The sequence below is a fragment of the Pantoea sp. 1.19 genome (assembly GCF_001922585.1).
Lineage (GTDB): Bacteria > Pseudomonadota > Gammaproteobacteria > Enterobacterales > Enterobacteriaceae > 1-19.
The window spans coordinates 428606-447594 of sequence record NZ_MRBS01000002.1; the positions used below are offsets into that span (position 1 = coordinate 428606).

Below are 18989 nucleotides of genomic sequence, written 5' to 3' on the forward strand. Positions count from 1 at the left end.
GCTATTCTTCCCCGGCGGGGTCACTCTGCAGGTTTGCCCGCCCCAGCCCGCCAATAAACGGCAGTCGCAGCTGCGGCGGTGACAGACCGACGCCGAAGCTGAGTCCCAACACGTTGACCTCCACTCCCTCCTGCGCTCCCAGCGTGACCCCCGCTACGCCCAGCAGCGACAGCTGCACGCCGCGTCCGGAGGGTGGCAGACCGATCGGATCGGTCAACTCACGATAATCTTTTCCCAGCGCATTCGCCGGCATATTCAGCTGCAAATCCGGTACCTCGCGGCCAATGTGCGCCAGAAAGGTATTGCTGTTCGGTCCGGGCCACGCGCGATAGGTGTCCCGCCACGGGTAGTCGGCGATGGCCGCCTCAATCTGCGGGATCATCACCTGCGCCTTTGGCCCCCAGTGCTGCTGCAGCAAACGCGGCGTTTCGCCGTACCAGTAGCCGTCCGGTGGGTTAGCGTTACGGCGCACCTTGTCACCCGCACCCCAGCCGATAACTTCATAGCGCTGAAACTGGCGATCGCCGGCGCGTTTGAAAATGATCCACGGATGCACTGCCACCGCGCCGCGCCAGCCCCAGGTCGGTGCGGCATAGACCTGAACGATCGCCGTATTCACCCAGCGCGAGGGATCCGGCGCGACGCCGGCCGAATCGCGGCGTGCAGACCACCAGTGCTGCCCGGCATCGGGGTGGCGCACGGCCTGGGTGCAACCGATCGCCAGTGAAAACAGCATAATGGCCACGCCTGCCGGCCCGTTCCCTTTTTTCATGTTCCCCCTCCCCGCTGCGGCGCGGCGCGTGAAATTTACAGTATATACGCCAGCGGACGACGGCCAGCCTGGCACCGCGTGACGCGCCCCGATTGCCGCCGGCTCGCTGCCGTTGTGTGCACTTGTGCGGGAAAAATCTGACGATTTCTGAGCATTCGCCTGCGCTGGCCACGCCGTCGCAAAACGTACCTCCACGACTAAGACAATTCTTACAACGTCGCGAGATAATTCATAAATAATATTTCATTATAAAAACTTTAAATGCGTATAAGCAGCAATTTAATTTCTATTCTTTTAGGGTGTTTTATATTTTGATAGCATCCACACCTGTTCAATTACGCTATTTTCACATTTAATTACTGTGGTAATGCTATCGCGCCAGTTGAACATTAAGGACAACGCCTGACATGGATCGATATACCGATTTATCGTGAGGTGGGCATTCTTCATTTCTCAGGATATGAGTATAAACAGGACGCATTATGAAAAAGATTAACGTTGTTATAGCCATGGTTTTTAGTGCCGCCATGGGTTCAGCCTCTGTATTTGCTGCGGATACCACCAGTGGTCAAATTAAGTTTGAAGGCGAACTGGTGAATACCGCTTGCGGCCTCTCCGCTAACTCCAGCCCGGTCAGCGTCAATTTTTACCAGGTACCGGTTTCCGCTCTGAAAAATGGCGCGCGCGCGGCCAGCGTTCAGAAAAATATTGAGCTGCAATATTGCGATACTACCGTCGCGCAGAGCGCCGTGGTGACCTATAACCCCACCAGCCAGAACAGCGTCGATAATTCGCTGGCCGCCTTCACTTCCGGCACCGCTTCCGGCGCCGGGATTGGCCTGCTGGATAGCGCCAACCAGGAAGTGCAGTGGGGCCAGGCCACCGCGGCAGTCCGGCTGAAAGATGGTACCAACGCCATTCCTTTCGTCGCCTTCCTGCGCGCGGAAAAGACCACCACCAGCAGTGAGGGTAGCGATCCGGTCGTGTCGTACAGCAACGTGACCGCCGGTTCGTTCCAGTCCACCATTAACTTTGAAATTGCCTACCAGTAATTTCGTCTGATTAACGCGTGCGGGCACGCGCCCGCACCGTTGTATTCCGTCACCGCCACAGGGAGAGTGGAGATGCACATCAGCAATACCGGCGTTTTACTCGCGTATTTCTCTGCGCTTCCCGCGGCAGTCTGCGCGACGCCACCGGCCACGCCGGGGCATATGCAGATCAGCGGCGAACTGCTGGCCGGAACCTGTGAGTCAGCCAGCGCATCCCACGATACGCTGATCGATTTTGGTGTGATCCCCGCGCGACTGATTAACGCCAGCCCCGCCGGCTATCCAACTCGTGAGATCTCCCTGCGCCTGAACGCCTGCCCGGCCCTGGCTCACGGCAGCGGCCTCCGTCCCTATTCATATGCCACGCTGACCCTGTCGGGGGAGCACGCGCAGGGCGATCCGAGCGCGCTGGCCGTGAGCGGGGATGTCGACGGTATTGCGTTACGCTTTCGCGACGCGCAAGGCCATATTTTACGGTTAGGGGAACCATCTGAAAATACCGTGCTTTATTATCAGCACGACGTAATGACAGTATTCGCATCCGTTATTCGCATTAAGCCAACGATACGCTCGGGAAATTTTAATGCACTGGTAAGATACTCATTAAATTATAACTAATTAATTAATTTATTCAGACTATTCAACATTTACGTCAGGGCTGGTTATTATGTCAGTAGCGTTCAGAGTAAAAACAACCGCGTTTGTTTTTCAGACACTCAGCGTCTGCTCTGTGACGCCGGTCTGCGCCGATCAGCGGGTAGAATTTAATACTGATGTTCTCGATGCGGCCGACCGCAGCCATATTGATTTGTCGCGTTTCTCCACCGACAACTATATTTCTCCGGGTGATTACCTGTTGGATATTCGCGTTAATGGTCAGTCACTGGGGCAGGAAAAAGTCCGCTATGTCAACACCGCGCCGGATCGCAGTGCCGAACCCTGCATCAGCGACGATCTGCTGGATAAGCTGGCGCTGAAAGATGAAACCCGGCAGCGGCTGACCCGACGCGAAGCACAGTGCACCCTCCTTTCCAGCCTGCCGGGTGCGCAACTCCGCACGCAGGCGGGGATGCTGGATATCACCGTGCCGCAGGCGTGGATGAAATATAACGATCCCGACTGGACTCCGCCGGAGCGCTGGGATAACGGCGTGGCCGGACTGATCTTCGACTACAACCTGAACGGTCAGCTGACGCGGCAGTTCGATCGTCAGCCGGATACCCGCTCCCTGTCGGGCTACGGCCAGGCAGGCGTCAATCTGGGCGCCTGGCGCCTGCGCGGTGAGTATCAGACCAGCTACTACAGTCAGCCGCGCCGTTTCCAGTACGACTGGAACCAGTTTTACGCCTTTCGACCGCTGCCGCAGATGGCCGCAACCCTGACTCTGGGCGAGATGTATCTGAATTCGCAGCTGTTTAGCAGCGTACGTTTTACCGGCGCCAACCTCGCCAGCGACGAACGCATGCTGCCGCCGGCGCTGCAGGGCTACGCGCCGGAAATACACGGGATCGCCAACGGTAACGCCAAAGTGATTGTCAGCCAGAGCGGACGAGTTATTTACGAGACCACCGTCCCGGCCGGCCCGTTTAATATTCAGGATTTGCGCAGCTCAGTGCGCGGCACCCTCGACGTCCGCGTAGAGGAGCAGGATGGGTCAGTCAAGACCTTCCAGGTGAATACCGCCGACATTCCCTACCTCACGCGCCCGGGCTATGTTCGCTACAACCTTGCGGCCGGTTCGCCCTCAACGACGCGTCACCGGGTGCAGGGGCCCGCCTTTGCCTCCGGTGACTTTTCTTGGGGGGTGAGCAATGCCTGGTCGCTTTACGGTGGCCTGCAAAGCGCCGGCGAAGACTACACCGCGACCTCGCTGGGGATAGGCCGCGATCTGAATCGCTTTGGCGCGCTGTCGTTGGACGCCACCGAATCATTCAGCCGCCAGCGTAACGGACAGCGCCTGCAGGGGGCCTCGTGGAAGCTGAGCTATGCGAAAACGTTCGACGAATACCACAGTGCAATCACCTTTGCCGGCTATCGCTTCTCGCAAAAAGATTTTCGCACTCTGGCGCAGCACCTGGACGATCGCGACCGGTCACTGACGACCCGCGGACGCGAAAAAGAGATGTACACCGTGACCGCCAACAAAACGTTTTGGGCGGAGCGGGCAGACCGCGCCACCACGCTGTTTCTCTCCTGGACGCACCAAAATTACTGGGATCGTCAACAGCGCGACCGCTATGGCGTTGCGGTGGGACGCAGCTTCAGCCTCGGTGATACCCGCGGCATCAGCGCCAACCTGTCGGCCTGGCGCGCCGACTATCGCGGTCGCCAGGATGACAGCCTGGCCCTGTCGCTATCGATTCCGCTGGGCGACAGCAAATGGGCCGGCCTGGACGTACAAACTGACGGTGGACGCACCAGCCCAATGGCTTCCTGGACCGATAACAGCGATGCCAATAATCTGTGGCGCCTGCGCGCCGGTGCCAGCCAGCAGGGACGCGGCAGCGTCGATGGCTACTATCAGCGCCGCGCCGCTCTGGCGGAGATGACCGGCAGCGCCAGCTATCAGCAGGACCGCTTTATCGCGCTGGGCGGCTCACTGAGGGGGGGCTTTACCGCCACCCGCTACGGTGCCGCGCTGCACAACGGCGGCGGCACGCTGAATACCGCTCGCATCATGGTCGACACCAACGGCATTGCCGATGTACCGCTAAACGACAAACGTTCACGCACCAACCGCTTCGGCATCGCCGTCGTACCGGACATCGTGAGCTACAACCGGTTTGACACCCGCGTCGATGTGGATGCCATGGCGGACAACATCGAGCCGGCAAAAGCCATCAGTACCACCACGCTGACCGAAGGAGCAATTGGTTACCAGACCTTTGGCATGGCAAAAGGGCTGCGAATGATGGCCACCCTGCAGCTGGCCGACGGGAGCGCGCCGCCGTTTGGCGCCGAACTGTTCAACCGCGATGGCATCAGCGTGGCGATGGTGCTGGACGATGGTCTGGCGTGGCTGGCCGGGGTCAATCCCCAGGAAACCCTGAGCGTGAACTGGGGAGGCAAAACGCAGTGTCACGTCACACTGCCGGCCACCATTGACGATCGTTCGGTCGGTACCCGGCTTCGTTGCCAGTAACCCCTCATAGATGAACGGATGAAAAGATGAAAAAAATGCACGCTACCCCTCTTGCCGCAGGCGCACTGATCCTCGCTCTCGGCGTTACGCTCCCGCAGGCGCAGGCAGGGATCTCGCTCGACAGAACCCGGGTGATCCTGACCGAAAATGAGAGCTCCGCCAGCGTCAATCTGGTCAACACCAGTCCGACCATCCCCTTTCTGGCGCAGTCCTGGGTGGAAGATGAGCACGGCAAAAAAATCACCACGCCACTGATGGTTCTGCCGCCGCTGCAGCGGATCAACGGCGGGGAAAAAGGGGTGGCGCGCATCACTAAAACCGCCGGGATCGCCGCGCTGCCGCAGGATCGTGAAAGCCTGTTCTACCTGAACGTGCGTGAAATTCCGCCCAAACCGGATCGGCCCAACACCCTGCAGCTGGCGATGCAGTCGCGCATCAAGCTGTTCTATCGTCCGGCGGCGGCGATCCCGAAAAGCAAAAGCGAAGTCTGGCAGGACCAGGTGGTGTTCGTGCAAAACGGCGATCAGCTGACCGCGCAAAACCCCACGCCGTGGTATATCACGATTCTGGGACTGTCACGCCTCAACGGCGACAAGCTGACGCGCTTCCCCGGTATCATGATCGCCCCCAAATCCAGCCAGTCTTTCGCCGTGACCGACAGCCACCTGCGCGAATTTTCCATGATGTACATCAACGATTACGGCGGGCATCCGCAACTGAACTACCGCTGCGAGGGCAACACCTGTAAAGCCCTGCCCACCGCCCAACAGCCCAACTGAATAACGGAGTAAGGACGCTGACGATGCGACACGCTTATTCTCTGCCCGGACTGCTGGCGCTCGGCCTGACGCTCCCCGCGTTTCCTGCCGACGATCGCGCGGTGGTGCAGGGCGGCGCCCTGCTGCCGACGACGCCCGCCGACGCCCTTGCGCTTTTTCCGGAAAGCGTAACTCCATTATCGGCCGCGTCATCCACGGCGCTGACCGCCGGCCGCTCCTCACCGCCGCGCTTCCGCCGCGCGCCGCTTCCGGTCCGGTTCCACCTGAAAGATTGTCTGAAAGAGGCATCGCGACTGTTCATTCGCCGGGTGCGCTGCGCGTTCAGCAGCCGTGGACAGGAAAATCTGCCCGCACGGCAGCCCGTTACTCCGGAGTCTCTGTAATGAAGATCTGCATTCGACGTTCCATGCTGCTGGCATCCCTGCTGCTGTCCGGTGCCGCATTCGCTCAGCCACACGGCGTGCTGGAGCCAATAGCCGGTACCTTTGACTACAATATCGATTTAAACAACACCGACATTACCAATAATACCGCCGGTGCCACCATTAGCCGGGCCTACGATCTCAGCGGGACCTATACCGCGCAGGTCTGGTGCAATACCAATATCACCAATGCGCCGATTTACTTTTCGTCGACGGCGACATTAATGCCGGACAGTCAGCGGGCCGGCTATCTGAAACTGAATGATTACCTGTCGGTGAAAATTGAAATTTGGGTTAGTGGCGCGGTGCAGGCCTATTTCCCTGTGCCGTTTAACGACATTTCCAATCGGCTGAATAACCGCTGTATTGCCCCATCGTCGCGCATCACTCCCGATTTGGGTTCCGGCTCGCGCGGGCGGGTCACGTTCATGGTGACCAAGCCAATCATTAACGGCATTCGCCTGGAAGGTACCGAAATTGCCAAGCTGTACGGCAGCCTGGTACCCGGCAATCGCGGCAGCGTGGCGCTGTCGCGTACTAATATTAATTCCGCCATCATCACCGTGCCGGATAAATGCATCATCAACCAGGGAACGCCGATCACCGTTGATTTTGGCAATATTCCAGGCAGCGGAAGTAAACTTAACGGCGTTAATTTTAGTAAGAATATTCCCATTCACGTCAAGTGCCAGGGTGGCAGTTTTGCCAGCGGTGCGCTGAACATCAAACTGGGGATCCAGCAGGCATCACCTGCGTTTGAAGATGGCCGCTATCTGAGCGTCAGCGGCGTGCCCGCGCGGCCGGAGCTGGGCATTGCCCTTAAAGACAGCAGCGGGCAGCCAGTGATCCCCAACCAGTTTTATCGGGTTCCCGGCTTCACCCAAAACGAAGGTAACTGGAATCTGGTGGCGGCGCCGATTGCCAAAAGCGCCAGCTCGGTGATTCAGGAAGGCGCGTTCAGCGCGTCGGCCGCCGTCGTTGCAGAGTTTCAATAAGGAGCGGGTATGAGACATTATCTCGCCGCCGCCGCGCTGGTGCTGCCCCTGACCGCCCCCTCGCCGGCGCAGGCCTATGGCGAACTGATTGGTGGCCAGATGGATTTCAAAGGGGTGGTGGTCGCCTATCCCTGCTCGATTGCACCGGAGTCCGGGAACCTCCCGGTCAATTTCGGCAAGCTGTCTACTCGCGATCTTTATCATGACGGCAAAAGCCCGCCGGTGACCTTTACGCTGCGGCTGCTGGACTGCAACCCGCAGCTGGCCAGCGCGGTCACGGTGACGTTCAGCGGCAGTGAAAATCCGCATCTGCCGGACCATCTGGCGATCAAAGCCGCCGCGCCGGACGGGGCCAGCGGCATCGGCATCGGTCTGCAGGAGCGCAACGGCACGCCCATTCGGCTGGGGATCGCCACTCTGCCGGTCACGGTGGATCGCGGCGTCACCCAGTTAACGTTCCAGGCCTTTGTGGCGGCGGAGCCGGAGGCGTTGAGCAAAGCTACGCTGACCACGGGGCCGTTCACCGCCACCGCCAACTACATCCTGAACTACCAGTGACGGCCACGGAAAAGGATTTCAGCTATGACGCACGCCTGCTGCCTGTTTGACAGCGATCCCTGTTTCTCGCTGGGGCTGGAAACGCTGATTCGCGCCCAGTTTCCCGATCAATCCGACCTGCGTTTCTATCTGCCAGCGCGCGCGCCGCAGCTGCTGGCGCGGCTCGGAAAAAGCGGCGGCAGATCGCAGCGACTGTGGGTATTTTGCGATCTGGATGCGCTGCCGCCGCCCCGTTTTCAGGCGCTCAGCCAGCTCAAAAACCTGCTGCGGGAGCGCAATAAAAAGTTGGTCATGGTACTCAGCCAGCACCATCTGCCGTTCTTTTTCACGCTGTTCACCTTTTTACCCGAGGCACACTGGCTGTTAAAGCACGAAGGAATGGCTAACGTGCGCCCTTTTCTTAACGGCCTGCTGGAGGAGCGGGCCGGCGAACGGCGCTTCTGCCCGTCGCTGGTGGACTATACCCGCACGCGACTGCGCAGCGGTCAGCCCTATCACGTGCTAAGCAAAGAGGAGTGGTGGCTGGTGGAGAAATTACTGACTGGCACCACGCTGTCGCAACTTGCGCGCGAGACCGGGATAGACGTTCGTCGCCTCAGTTATATCAAGCGTCGCCTGATGCTGAAAATGAAGTTAAAAAATAACGTGGAATTTTTTTCTGAATTTAAATGGATCGGCGACAAGTAATTACTTTACCGGTGTCTGACATTCGGTATATCACTCTGCACTTGACGGCAGAAAACTCACTACGATGAAAGGAAAAAGTAATGAAGAAAATGAATATAGCTGAAGCAGCACGCGTAATTGGCGGTACCTGCTATACCTGCAAAACACATTTTGATTTGGTGAGCGATGGGACCAGTAAGACCTGTAAAGAAATCACCACCTGCACCGACAAACACGGCAAAGTGGTCTCCAGCACGTCCAAAAATGTGGCGTCCAGCAACTGTGGCGTCGTGAATTAATCTGTCCGCCGCACCGACCCGGGGGCATCCCCGGGTATTTTAGGGTTGTGCAACTGAGAACGTGCTGATGCTAAAAAATACGCGCTTTATCTTATTCAGTTATTCGCTGGTGCTGATTATCGTCTCATCGCTGGCCACGATATTATGCTATCACTTGTTTGTATTTAATACCTTCTCCGACGCCAACTCGCCGAGCGCCACGTTTCGCGAACTTAACGACGCGGAGGTAAAAAACAGCCCGATATCAGAAGACAACACCATTATCGAAGTGCTGTCTCTGGGCTGCCACTACTGCGCCGTCAATGCCGACAAGCTGCAGGACTTTGCCCGGACGCTGCCGGCGAACGCCCGCTTTCAGGTGATTCATCTGACGCAGGACGGTCGCGGACTGTCCGCCTGGGCGCCGCTGTTTGCCACGCTTGAGGTGATGGGCATAGAAGAACGCTTTCGCGATAGCGCCTGGCACGCGATCATTACCCGCAGCAGCGATCTTAACGACCCGCAGACGCTGCAGCGCTGGCTCGCCGACCATCACATCGACGAGGCGGCCTTCCAACAAGCCCGCCACAGCGATGCCGTGCGGGCGCGCCTGCAGTATATGGCTGACGTAACGCGTTTTTACCGTATTGACGCCACGCCGATGTTCATCATTAACAAGCGTTATGTGGTGGCGCAGGACAGCGACTTCGCCGCCTTTGCCGCACGGATGCGCCAGCTACTGGCTGGGGAGCCGCGCTCGTGACGCTGCGGCTGGCGATCCTGTGGGGCGTATTCTGCTGCCGTAACGCCGCGGCGGCGCTGGGCACGACGCGCCGCCACCTCCAGCGCGCCGTAGGCCAGCGACTGGCCAGGGGGCTACGTTTTTGCCCGCTGCCGCTGCTGCTGGCTATCGCCCGCGCGGGCTGCGCGCTGCGTCTGTTCGGCCGCGGCTGGCGCGCACAGCGCGCGGTAGCAACCGAAAACATCCGCAGCCTGACCGGACAGCCGCCGGCCCTGCCGGCCGACTGGATTGCGCTGCGCCGTCGCCTGCTGGAACAGGCAGCCACCTGGGGACAGCATCCCGCGCTGCGGCAGCAGATTCAGCGCTGCGCCGCCGAGCTGGATCGCGTGGTTGCGCCGCTGCACCGCGCGCGGCAGCCGGTGATCCTCGCACCGCTGCACACGGTATCCGACGTCCTTGCCGCCATGGTCGGCGCAAGCGTTACGCCGGGCAAGGCCAGCGTCGTGGTCTCCGCCAGCGCAGAGCACTATCCCGCTGATGTGCGGGCGCTGGGTGGCGTCCAGCTGGCCTACTGCTCTATTCATCAGCAGAGCGACAGCCTGGCGCTGCGCCTCGCCGCGCTGGTGGGCGACGTCACAGCGGGCGAACAAAACCTGATAATTTTTCCCGACATCACGCCGGATTACACCCTGCAGGCCGAGGGCGCGCTGGCGGCCCGCCTGCCCTGCCGTCTGTTTGGCCGTGCGGCGCACCTGCATCAGGGGGCGGTGCGCCTCGCCGGCATGATGTCGGCGCGGGTCGTGGTGTATCACCTCTGGTATGAGGGCGGGCTGCATATCCGCATTCACGATCCGCTGGCGGCGGACCAGGTGGCTGACACCCTGCCAACGCTGATCGAACAGACGCTGCGCGCTCGTCCGCATGAATGGCTGCTGTGGCACAGCCACTCCCTCTTTTTTATACATCACTGAACACTATGCACAAGAAGCCAATACCCGACGTTATTTTTCAGGAAGAGACCCACGAGTGCGGATTAGCCTGCGTGGCGATGCTTGCCGACACCCAGGGACAGCCGGTGGCGCTGGAGACGCTGCGTCAGTGGTTTCCCGCGTCCGATCACGGCACCTCACTGGAAACGCTGATGATCATCACCGCGCGGCTGGGGATCGCTACCTCACCGGTACATTTTGACCATCGCGAGCTCGGCGATTTGCCGCTGCCCGCCATTTTGCACTATGGCGCCAACCATTTTGTGCTGTTGGCCTACCGCCAGGGGCAACAGGTCTGCGTCATCAATCCGGCTATTGGTGAACAGTGGCTTCCCCTGACGGCGCTGAAGCGGGAGATCAGCGGTTACGCGCTGATTCTGGACGCCGGGCAGACGCTGGCGGCAGATCCGTCCCTGCCGGTATCAGCCAACACCGATCGTCCCCCTCGCCCCCTGAGCCTGCGAGAAACGGCGGCGGTACCCGGCATTTATCGCCTGATGCTGCTGGCATTCGTCGTCTCACTGACGCTGTTTTTAATGCCGATCATGGTGAGCAACGCCATCAATCAGGCGTTTTCCAGCCGCACGGACGGTGCCTTTCCCTGGGGCGGCTTTATCGTCGCGTTTCTGGTTGCCACGCTGCTGGCGATTGGCGTCAGGATCGTCAGCGAGCGCTATATCAAAGCCTTTGTGCTGGTCCACAGCGGCACAGGATTTTCCCGCCTGCTGGCGAACCCACTGCGCTTCTTCGAAAAACGCGCCCCCGGCGAGATTTTCAGCCGCTTCACCGCCTGGCAGGGCGGCATGTTGCAGAAAATTGAGCTGGATAATGCCCTGCGCATCGACTGGGTCATCGCGGCGATTGCGCTGGGGGTGATGTGTTGGATCGCCCCGCTGCTGGCGGCTGTCTCGGCGGTGGGCGTCACCGTAATGGGGCTGATCAGCATCTGGGCGGTGATCCGCGATCGCTGGTACACCCAGCAGCTACAGCTGAAAAGCGCGGCGCTGAATGACTTTTTTATGGAGACCCTGCAGGGGATCCTGACGGTGAAAACCGCCGGACTGGCACCGCTGCGTCAGCGCCAGTTCGCTGACTACAGCCGTCAGCTGTTTGCCTGTCTGCAGCGCCAGAAAATCTATCAACAGGTAAAAGAGGGGCTCTACCAGCTTACCGGCAACCTCGAAATGGTGGTTTTTATGCTGATGGTGCTGCCGATGGTTCACGCCGGGCGCATCTCTCTCGGCGACTTTTTCGCCTACAGCTTCCTGCGGCAAATCTTCACCTCTTACGTGACGCACCTGTTTTATTCGGTGATCCAGAAATCGCAGCTGCACGTAATTGACACGCGCGCTCGCAGCCTGTTTATGCCGGTCAGCGCCTCAGCTGTAGCGACACCGCCGCCGCCGGTCACGCCCTCAGCGGATCTGCGCTTTGAGCAGCTGACGTTTGGCTACGATCCGCAGCAGCCGATCCTCCGCGCACTGTCTCTGTCGCTGGTGGCCGGCGAGCACCTCGCCATTATCGGTGAGTCCGGGGCCGGAAAAAGCACCCTGCTGCGGCTGATAGCCGGTCTGTTTTCACCGCAGTCCGGAGCCTGTTATGCCGGCGAAACGACGCTGACGCCGGCGCAGCTGACCCAACGCGTCTGGCTGCAAAGTCAGGAGGACATTCTGTTCCACGGCTCGGTTCGCGACAATATCACGCTGTTTGCTACCGGGCATAGCGAGCGCGATCGCCGGCGACTGCTGGCTCTGCTGGCCTCGCTGGATCTTGACGACGCCATCCGCGCGCTGCCGGGTGAGCTGGATGCCCTGATCCGCGAAAGCCACGCCGCCCTGTCGCTCGGCCAGCGCCAGCGGCTCCTGCTGGCCCGCGCGATGTACAGTACCCGCCCCATCCTCTTGCTGGATGAACCGACGGCCAACCTGGATGAAGAGACGGCGGCCAAGGTGATGACGGCGCTGCATACGCACTGTCGTCAGCAGGGAAAAACGCTGATTGTGGTTACCCACAGCGAGCAGGTGATGTCGGGCTTTAGCCGCGTCTGGCGGCTGGATAGCGGCGCGCTGACTCCCGCAGGAGCGGCATCATGAACCGCACACGGCGTCTGACTATTGCCGGTGGCGCGGTGGCGCTGGTCCTGCTGACAGTGGGACTCGCGCGACAGCTGCTGTCGCCGCTCCCCCCTGCCCACCCTTTGCAGGCGATCCCCCTCGATCGCGGTACCATTGAAAAAACCGTGATCGCCTCAGCGACGCTGAAACCGGCGATGCAAGTCGAGGTTGGCGCCCAGGTCAACGGCCAGCTGCGCAAGCTCTATGTGCGCCAGGGCGATCGGGTCCGCAAGGGGCAGCTGCTGGCGGAGATCGATCCCACCCTGCAGGAGTCTGAGCTGAACACGGCGCAGGCGCGGCTGGCCAGCGCCAGCGCGCAGAAGCGCGCCTCGCAGGCCACGCTGCAGCGCGACAGGCTGGCCTACCAGCGACAGCGCCAGATGATGCGCGACGGTGCCGGCGTACAGAGCGATCTCGAAGTAGCGCGGGCGCGCTACGCAGCGCAGCAGGCGCAAATGGCGGTTGACGATGCGCAGATTGTGCAGGCGCAGATGGCCGTCAAGACCGCACAGGCCAACCTGAGCTATACGCGCATTGTGGCGCCGATTGACGGAGAAGTGCTGGGGATCGTAACCCGGGAAGGCCAGACCATTGTTTCATCACAAAGCGCACCGACGATTCTGGTGCTGGCCAATCTCGAACAGATGCGGGTCGAAACGCGCATTTCCGAAGCTGATATTCAAAAAATTCACGCCGGTCAGCCGCTGGAGTTTTATGTGATAGCCAATCCCGAACGACGCTACCGCGCCACCATGGGCTATGTTCAGCCGGCCCCGCCAGAGGCGCTGACCGAGACAGGTAACCGCTGGGGCAGCGGCGGTCCGGCCAGTTCAGCCGCCGTCTATTACACCGGCAGCTTTGATGTCGCAAACCGCGATCGCCTTCTAAAAACGGCGATGACCGCGCAGGTTCTGATCCGCATTGCCCACGCCGATGGCGCCCTGCGCATTCCGCTCAACGCGCTCGGCGAGCCGCTGGGAGCGGATCGCTATGCGGTGATGGTGGCGGTTAACGGCCAGCCTCAGCGTCGCGTCCTGCAAACCGGACTGCGCGATCGGCAATATGCTGAGGTGATAAGCGGGCTACAGGAGGGGGATCGGGTTCTGGTCGCCTCCGCGCAGGGAGAGGAGTGAACGATGCAACCGATTATCTCGCTGCGTGACGTTTCGCGCGCCTGGACGATAGGCGGCCAGCATGTGACCGTGCTGCAGGACATCTCCCTCAGTATCGATCCCGGTGAAATGGTGGCCATTGTCGGCGCATCCGGCTCCGGCAAATCCACCCTGATGAACCTGATTGGCTGCCTGGATCGTCCGACCGGCGGCGAAGTGTGGCTGAACGCCATTCCTACGCACCGCGCCGATGCGCGCCAGCTGGCCGAACTGCGCAGCCGCTATCTGGGCTTTATTTTTCAGCGCTATCATCTGCTGCCCTGGCTGACCGCCAGCGAAAACATCGCCATGCCGGCACGCTACACCGCGATGCCGGCCAGCGAGCTGCAGGCGCGGCGCGCCTCGCTGGCGCAACAGCTGGGCATCGCCGACCATCTGCATCACCGGCCAGCTCAGCTGTCCGGCGGCCAGCAGCAGCGGGTCAGCGTCTGTCGGGCGCTGATTAACGGTGCGCCGCTGATCCTTGCCGATGAGCCAACCGGGGCGCTCGACAGCGCCAGCGGGGCCGCACTGATGCAAATTCTGCATCGCCTGCATGCGGCCGGCCACACGGTGGTGATGGTCACGCACGATCCCACCATCGCCCGCCAGGCGCAGCGAGTCGTCACTCTGCACGACGGGACTATCGTGAGCGATGTCCGTCAGACAGCACGCGACGCGCCAGTGCCGCTGACCGCCCGCGCGCCGGGCCGGGCGCCGCTGCCCGCCAGGCTGGGCAGCGCGATGCTCATGGCGCTTCGTGCCCTGCAGGGACACCGCCTGCGAGCCTTCCTGTCGATGCTGGGGATCATTATCGGGATCGCCTCGGTGGTCTCCTCGATGGCAATCGGAGAAGGCGCCCGTCGCGCGATCATGGCGGAAGTGGGCCAGCTGGGTAGCACCACGCTGACGATTCATCCGGGAACCGGCTGGGGTAATCAGCCGGCCTGGATGTCGCGTGCGCTGACGTTAGCGGACGTGGCCAGCCTGCAGACGCTGCCGTGGGTCAGCGGCGTGTCACCGCTGTTCAGCAGCACCGCACTGGCGGTGTACCGCGATCGTCACGCCGATCTGATGCTGCAAGGCGTCGCGCAGGATTATGCGACACTGCAGGGGCTGCACATCACGCACGGTCAGGCTTTTAGCTCGAGGGACGTACGGGACGGCGAGCCGGTAGTGATCCTCGATAACACCGCTCGCGCGACGCTGTTTCCCAACGAGGCCGATCCCAGCGGGCACATTGTGCAGATCGCCGGCGCCCCCTGGCGCGTGATAGGCGTAGCCTCGCGTCCCGGTCCGCAGGTCATTGGCGGCTTGATGGCCGGCTGGGTCCCCTGGACCTCCCTCCAGCAGCGACTGGCAGGCGATCGTCCGCTGGAGGGCATTGTGCTGCGTTTCTCACCGCCGCTGACGCCGGCCACCGCCGCGCAGCGCGTTGAACGTCACCTGCTGCGCACGCACGGACAGCGCGACTTTTTTACCCAAACCGACGACCAGCTGGCCGCCGCCTTGCAAAAAACCGCCGACTCCATGTCGCTGCTGATCACCGCCATTGCGGCGATCTCACTGCTGGTCGGCGGCGTGGGCGTGATGAATATCATGCTGGTGTCGGTGACCGAACGTACGCATGAGATAGGCATCCGACTCTCCGTCGGCGCCCGCCCGGCAGATATTCTGATCCAGTTTTTGATCGAGGCGGTCACCCTTTGCTGCCTGGGCGGCGCGGCCGGCGTGCTGGCGTCGTGGCTGGCAGGGCAGATCTTTGCGCTGTTTACGCCGGCCTTTCCGATGGTTTTCACCCTGCTACCTCTGTTACTGGCCTGCGGCGTATCCGCCACCATCGGCCTGATCTTTGGCTATTTTCCGGCGCGCAAAGCTTCCCGCCTGCCGCCGACGGAGGCGCTGGCACGCGAATGAAATCGGCTTTTCTGCTTATTCTCCTGCTGCTTTCCGGCTGCGGTTCGCTGACCCGCAGTGAGTATCAGCGACCGCTGCTCTCGCTGCCGCAGCAGTGGCCCGCCGCCCGCTCCACGGATCGAACGCCTCCGGCAGCCAACTGGTGGGAGACCTTTGGCGATCCACGCCTTTCGCGGCTGATTGCCGCAGTGCTGGCCAGCAATAACGATTTGGCCGCCGCCGGCATTCGCCTGCAGCAGGCGCGGGTGGCGGCCGGACTTGCCGCCGGCAATCTGACGCCCGACGTCAGCGCCGACAGCGGCGCCAGCAACCGTCAGGCGCTGCGCGGCGCTGCATCCCGGGAAAGCTACCGTAGCGCCCTGAACCTCAGCTACGAGCTGGACCTGTGGGGCAAGCTGGCGCGCACTCGCGAAGCGCGCGACTGGCAGGCCGTTGCCAGCGCTGCGGACTATCAGGCCACGCTGCTGAGCACCATTGGCACCACCGCGCAGCTTTACTGGAACATTGCGCAGTACAACCAGCAGTACCGTAACCTGCAGCAGCGGCAGATGATTGCCGCGCAAACCACCCGGCAGGTTGCGGTGCGGCTGCGCGCCGGCCAGGTGGGGCGCCTCGATCTGCTGCAGGCGCAGCAGGCTGAACTGGCGCTGGATAACCAGATCAGCGTACTGATTCAGCAGCGCGCCAGCGCGCGGAATGCGCTGGCGCTGCTGCTGAATCGTCCGGCGGAACAGCACGCGGCGGAAGCTCCGGCCATTGACCGCCTGCCGCCCCTGCCGCTGCGGCAGCAAACGCCGCTGGCGGTGCTGGCCAGCCGCCCCGATATTCAGGCGGCGGAATCGCGCCTGCGCGCCGCTCTGGCGGGCTGGGATGCGACGCGCCTGAGTTTTTATCCGACGCTGTCGCTCAACGCCTCGCTGGACGCCGGTAGCACCCTCTTCCGCCAATGGTTTCGCGAACCCGAGCGCAGCGTGGGGGCGCTGCTGACGCTGCCTTTTGTACAGTGGCACCACGGCCAGCTGACCATTCGCCAGGCCAGTCTGGAGATGCGCCAGGCCGCAGTGAGCTTTCGGCGCACTGCCTATGCCGCACTGGCGGAAGTGGATAACGCGTTGGCGCGCCGGCAAAGCGCCTGCGCACAAGCACAGCGGCTGCAGCAATCGCTGCGCCTCAGCGCTGAACGGCTGGATCTGACCCGTCAGCGCTACCTTGCCGGGGCGGTGGATTTCACCACGCTACTGGCTGCACAGGACAACAGGCTCGATCTCGATAACGCGCTGGCCCAGGCGCAAAACGACGTTCTCACCGCCACATTGCAGCTCTGGCTGGCCCAGGGCGGTGGCGATATGCACTACAGGATACTTTATGCACACTAAACATCAGCCCAAACGCGTCGTGGTCACCGGCTACGGCGCGGTGACCCCGCTTGGCGCCAGCGCCGCCGAAAGCTGGCAAAGCATCATGGACTCACGCCTTGGCTACCGCTACGTGGATAACGCCGCGCGCCAAATTCAGACCCGGTTTATGGGACTACTGCCGGAGGAGCCCAGCCTGAAGGGCATGCCGGCGGTGATACGTCGCCGGCTGCCGCGCTTTGCCCGCCTGACCGTCGGGGCAGCACGTCAGGCGATGCGCATGGCCTTTGGCGATGCCCTGCCCGGCGAGATTTACGATCCGCTGGCCTGCGGCGTCATCATGGGCACCGGCTGGGGCGGGCTGGACGAAAGCTACGATGCGCAGGCGGAGTTTGCCGCCAGCGGCGTCACCTCGCCGTTTAACTGTTTTTTTGCCATGCCGAGCGTCACCTCCGCGGCCTGCAGCCAGTTCTGGGGGCTACAGGGCTATCAAAATACCGTTATCGCCGCCTGTGCCACCGGCACCATGGTGGTCGGTGACGCCTTTACGGCGATCCGCAGCGGTCGGGCATCGATGATGCTGGCCGGGGCCGGCGAGTCGCTTACCAGCCACTGCGCCGTGTGGAACATCGACGTACTCGGGGCGCTCAGTAAAGAGGGGGAAGACCCGCAGCGCGCCAGCTGCCCGTTTAGCGCGCACCGCAGCGGTTTTGTCCTGGCCGAGGGCGCAGCGGTGCTCTGTCTGGAGGAGCGCGACAGCGCGCTGGCGCGCGGCGCGACCCTCCTTGGCGAAATCACCGGCTACGCGAACTACTCTGATGCCTGGGACTTTACCTCACCGGCCGAAGACTGCGCGGCGCGGGTGCAAACCATCCGTCAGGCGCTGGCGCAGGCGCAGCTCACCGCCGCACAGCTCGACTATATCAACGCGCACGGCACCTCAACCCCGCTGAACGACGCCAATGAAACCCGGGCACTGAAGATGGCACTGGGCAGGCAGGCGTATGCAATTCCCACCTCCAGTACCAAATCTTACTCCGGTCACCTGATCTCCGCCGCCGGCGTCTTCGAAAGCATCGTCTGCCTGCAGGCGATGGCCCACGGCATCATGCCGGCCACCGCTAACTATCAGCAGCCGGATCCCGTCTGCGACCTTGACTACATTGTTGACGGTCATCGCGCCGGTCATCTACGGCGCACGCTGAACCTCAGCTTCGGCTTCGGCGGCGCCAACGCCGCGCTGGTCCTGGAGCGCGCATCATGAATCGTCTGCTGCGCTACGGAATGGCCGACGCCCAACAGTGGGCCGCTTTCTCCGGGGACAACAATCCGATCCACTTCGATCCCGCGCGAGCCCGCGCGCTGGGTGGCAGCCAGCCCAGCGTGCACGGGATGCGTGCGCTGCTGGATGTTAAACAGGGCGCCAGCGCCAGCGTCAGCGACGCGGCCTGGCTGCGCTGTGCGGTGCGGCTGCGGCGACCGCTGTGGTGCGATACCGATTATCGCTTACAGCGCGATCCGCGCCGCGCCGGCGGCGTTCGCGTGATTGATTCGCAAGACGGGGCAACCTGCATCTCCTGTCAGATAACCGCAGCCCCGGACGGCTTCGGCGAGGCGGCGCTCCACCGCACGCGCCTCTCGCCGACCGCGATCGCGCCGCTTAGACGCGCCTTTGCCCCGCTGCTCCCCGGTGCGCAGCAGTGGCATTTTGCCGACGCGCTGCTGTTTCGTCATCTGATTCAGGATCCAGCCGTACTCCGCCAGCCGCCGCTGGCCAGTGAGCTACCGGCGGCCGCCACGCTGGAGAGCCTGTTCCGGCACTATTCGGTGGTCCAGACCCACCAGGAGACCCTGTTTGATCACCGGCTGCTGGCCAGCTGGCAGCCGACGGCGATAGCGGACGATCTGATCGTGGAGACGCTGCCGCCGCTGGTGATTGGCACGCTCAGCGCCGGTGCGATCGTGCGCCTGACCGCCAGAACCCACTTTCATCATCTTGCCATCAGCAGCGCCATTACCCTGAAATGGGGGCCGCTGGGCACAGTGTAAGCCAAGGA

General features: G+C 61.9%; 18 protein-coding genes. 17 read left to right on the forward strand and 1 reads right to left on the reverse strand.

Translation table 11 applies throughout. The features are described from left to right. Position 1 precedes the first annotated feature (1 nt). Positions 2-772: a DUF3750 domain-containing protein gene (locus BS626_RS05930; protein ID WP_075181464.1), complete on the reverse strand. Its 771-nt coding sequence runs from the start codon at positions 770-772 to the stop codon at positions 2-4. Between the two features lie 482 nt (positions 773-1254). Between BS626_RS05930 and BS626_RS05935 the strand changes: the two genes are divergently transcribed. The 17 genes from BS626_RS05935 (at position 1255) to BS626_RS06015 (ending at position 18981) form a co-directional block, all read left to right on the forward strand. Next, positions 1255-1824, forward strand: a complete 570-nt coding sequence (locus tag BS626_RS05935) for a fimbrial protein (RefSeq protein ID WP_075181465.1) — start codon at positions 1255-1257, stop codon at positions 1822-1824. Positions 1825-1896: 72 nt separating this feature from the next. After that, positions 1897-2442, forward strand: a complete 546-nt coding sequence (locus BS626_RS05940; protein WP_075181466.1) for a fimbrial protein — start codon at positions 1897-1899, stop codon at positions 2440-2442. A 49-nt stretch (positions 2443-2491) separates the two neighbouring features. Beyond that, a complete protein-coding gene (locus BS626_RS05945; RefSeq protein WP_075181467.1) occupies positions 2492-4966 on the forward strand; it encodes a fimbria/pilus outer membrane usher protein in 2475 nt (824 codons plus the stop codon). Between the two features lie 35 nt (positions 4967-5001). After that, positions 5002-5745 carry a molecular chaperone gene (locus BS626_RS05950; RefSeq protein WP_083615908.1) on the forward strand — a complete coding sequence of 248 codons (744 nt, stop codon included), beginning with the start codon at positions 5002-5004 and terminating at the stop codon, positions 5743-5745. A 23-nt stretch (positions 5746-5768) separates the two neighbouring features. Continuing rightward, the gene (locus BS626_RS05955) at positions 5769-6128 is read left to right on the forward strand and encodes a hypothetical protein (protein ID WP_075181468.1); all 360 of its coding nucleotides are present in this window, start codon (positions 5769-5771) and stop codon (positions 6126-6128) included. Next, the gene (locus tag BS626_RS05960; RefSeq protein ID WP_075181469.1) at positions 6128-7162 is read left to right on the forward strand and encodes a fimbrial protein; all 1035 of its coding nucleotides are present in this window, start codon (positions 6128-6130) and stop codon (positions 7160-7162) included. The genes BS626_RS05955 and BS626_RS05960 overlap by 1 nt, the downstream gene beginning before the upstream one ends. Before the next feature lie 9 nt (positions 7163-7171). Beyond that, positions 7172-7720: a fimbrial protein gene (locus BS626_RS05965; protein ID WP_075181470.1), complete on the forward strand. Its 549-nt coding sequence runs from the start codon at positions 7172-7174 to the stop codon at positions 7718-7720. Between the two features lie 24 nt (positions 7721-7744). Then, positions 7745-8407, forward strand: a complete 663-nt coding sequence (locus tag BS626_RS05970) for a hypothetical protein (RefSeq protein ID WP_075181471.1) — start codon at positions 7745-7747, stop codon at positions 8405-8407. Between the two features lie 80 nt (positions 8408-8487). Further along, a complete protein-coding gene (locus tag BS626_RS05975; protein WP_075181472.1) occupies positions 8488-8685 on the forward strand; it encodes a DUF4762 family protein in 198 nt (65 codons plus the stop codon). A 67-nt stretch (positions 8686-8752) separates the two neighbouring features. After that, entirely contained in the window at positions 8753-9427 is a 675-nt protein-coding gene (locus BS626_RS05980; RefSeq protein WP_075181473.1) for a DsbA family protein, read from the forward strand. 2 nt (positions 9428-9429) lie between these two features. Continuing rightward, entirely contained in the window at positions 9430-10377 is a 948-nt protein-coding gene (locus BS626_RS05985) for an ABC transporter (protein WP_075181613.1), read from the forward strand. A gap of 5 nt (positions 10378-10382) precedes the next feature. After that, positions 10383-12488, forward strand: coding sequence for a peptidase domain-containing ABC transporter (locus BS626_RS05990; RefSeq protein ID WP_075181474.1), 2106 nt, complete (start codon positions 10383-10385; stop codon positions 12486-12488). After that, on the forward strand, positions 12485-13642 hold the full coding sequence (locus BS626_RS05995; protein WP_075181475.1) for an efflux RND transporter periplasmic adaptor subunit: 1158 nt from the start codon (positions 12485-12487) through the stop codon (positions 13640-13642). The genes BS626_RS05990 and BS626_RS05995 overlap by 4 nt, the downstream gene beginning before the upstream one ends. Positions 13643-13645: 3 nt before the next feature. Further along, positions 13646-15577, forward strand: coding sequence for an ABC transporter permease (locus BS626_RS06000; protein WP_075181476.1), 1932 nt, complete (start codon positions 13646-13648; stop codon positions 15575-15577). Beyond that, entirely contained in the window at positions 15574-16953 is a 1380-nt protein-coding gene (locus BS626_RS06005) for a TolC family protein (protein WP_075181477.1), read from the forward strand. Before BS626_RS06000 ends, BS626_RS06005 begins: the two co-directional genes overlap by 4 nt. After that, positions 16943-18196, forward strand: coding sequence for a beta-ketoacyl synthase (locus BS626_RS06010; RefSeq protein WP_075181478.1), 1254 nt, complete (start codon positions 16943-16945; stop codon positions 18194-18196). Before BS626_RS06005 ends, BS626_RS06010 begins: the two co-directional genes overlap by 11 nt. After that, complete coding sequence (locus tag BS626_RS06015; RefSeq protein WP_075181479.1) at positions 18193-18981, forward strand: MaoC/PaaZ C-terminal domain-containing protein; 789 nt, start codon at positions 18193-18195, stop codon at positions 18979-18981. Before BS626_RS06010 ends, BS626_RS06015 begins: the two co-directional genes overlap by 4 nt. The last annotated feature ends 8 nt before the right edge of the window (positions 18982-18989 follow it).

Excerpts from the sequence above, each read along its gene's own strand:
- BS626_RS05930 (WP_075181464.1), bottom strand. The coding sequence starts at position 772 with ATGAAAAAAGGGAACGGGCCGGCAGGCGTGGCCATTATGCTGTTTTCA.
- BS626_RS05935 (WP_075181465.1), top strand. The coding sequence starts at position 1,255 with ATGAAAAAGATTAACGTTGTTATAGCCATGGTTTTTAGTGCCGCCATG.
- BS626_RS05940 (WP_075181466.1), top strand. The coding sequence starts at position 1,897 with ATGCACATCAGCAATACCGGCGTTTTACTCGCGTATTTCTCTGCGCTT.
- BS626_RS05945 (WP_075181467.1), top strand. The coding sequence starts at position 2,492 with ATGTCAGTAGCGTTCAGAGTAAAAACAACCGCGTTTGTTTTTCAGACA.
- BS626_RS05950 (WP_083615908.1), top strand. The coding sequence starts at position 5,002 with ATGCACGCTACCCCTCTTGCCGCAGGCGCACTGATCCTCGCTCTCGGC.
- BS626_RS05955 (WP_075181468.1), top strand. The coding sequence starts at position 5,769 with ATGCGACACGCTTATTCTCTGCCCGGACTGCTGGCGCTCGGCCTGACG.
- BS626_RS05960 (WP_075181469.1), top strand. The coding sequence starts at position 6,128 with ATGAAGATCTGCATTCGACGTTCCATGCTGCTGGCATCCCTGCTGCTG.
- BS626_RS05965 (WP_075181470.1), top strand. The coding sequence starts at position 7,172 with ATGAGACATTATCTCGCCGCCGCCGCGCTGGTGCTGCCCCTGACCGCC.
- BS626_RS05970 (WP_075181471.1), top strand. The coding sequence starts at position 7,745 with ATGACGCACGCCTGCTGCCTGTTTGACAGCGATCCCTGTTTCTCGCTG.
- BS626_RS05975 (WP_075181472.1), top strand. The coding sequence starts at position 8,488 with ATGAAGAAAATGAATATAGCTGAAGCAGCACGCGTAATTGGCGGTACC.
- BS626_RS05980 (WP_075181473.1), top strand. The coding sequence starts at position 8,753 with ATGCTAAAAAATACGCGCTTTATCTTATTCAGTTATTCGCTGGTGCTG.
- BS626_RS05990 (WP_075181474.1), top strand. The coding sequence starts at position 10,383 with ATGCACAAGAAGCCAATACCCGACGTTATTTTTCAGGAAGAGACCCAC.
- BS626_RS05995 (WP_075181475.1), top strand. The coding sequence starts at position 12,485 with ATGAACCGCACACGGCGTCTGACTATTGCCGGTGGCGCGGTGGCGCTG.
- BS626_RS06000 (WP_075181476.1), top strand. The coding sequence starts at position 13,646 with ATGCAACCGATTATCTCGCTGCGTGACGTTTCGCGCGCCTGGACGATA.
- BS626_RS06005 (WP_075181477.1), top strand. The coding sequence starts at position 15,574 with ATGAAATCGGCTTTTCTGCTTATTCTCCTGCTGCTTTCCGGCTGCGGT.
- BS626_RS06010 (WP_075181478.1), top strand. The coding sequence starts at position 16,943 with ATGCACACTAAACATCAGCCCAAACGCGTCGTGGTCACCGGCTACGGC.
- BS626_RS06015 (WP_075181479.1), top strand. The coding sequence starts at position 18,193 with ATGAATCGTCTGCTGCGCTACGGAATGGCCGACGCCCAACAGTGGGCC.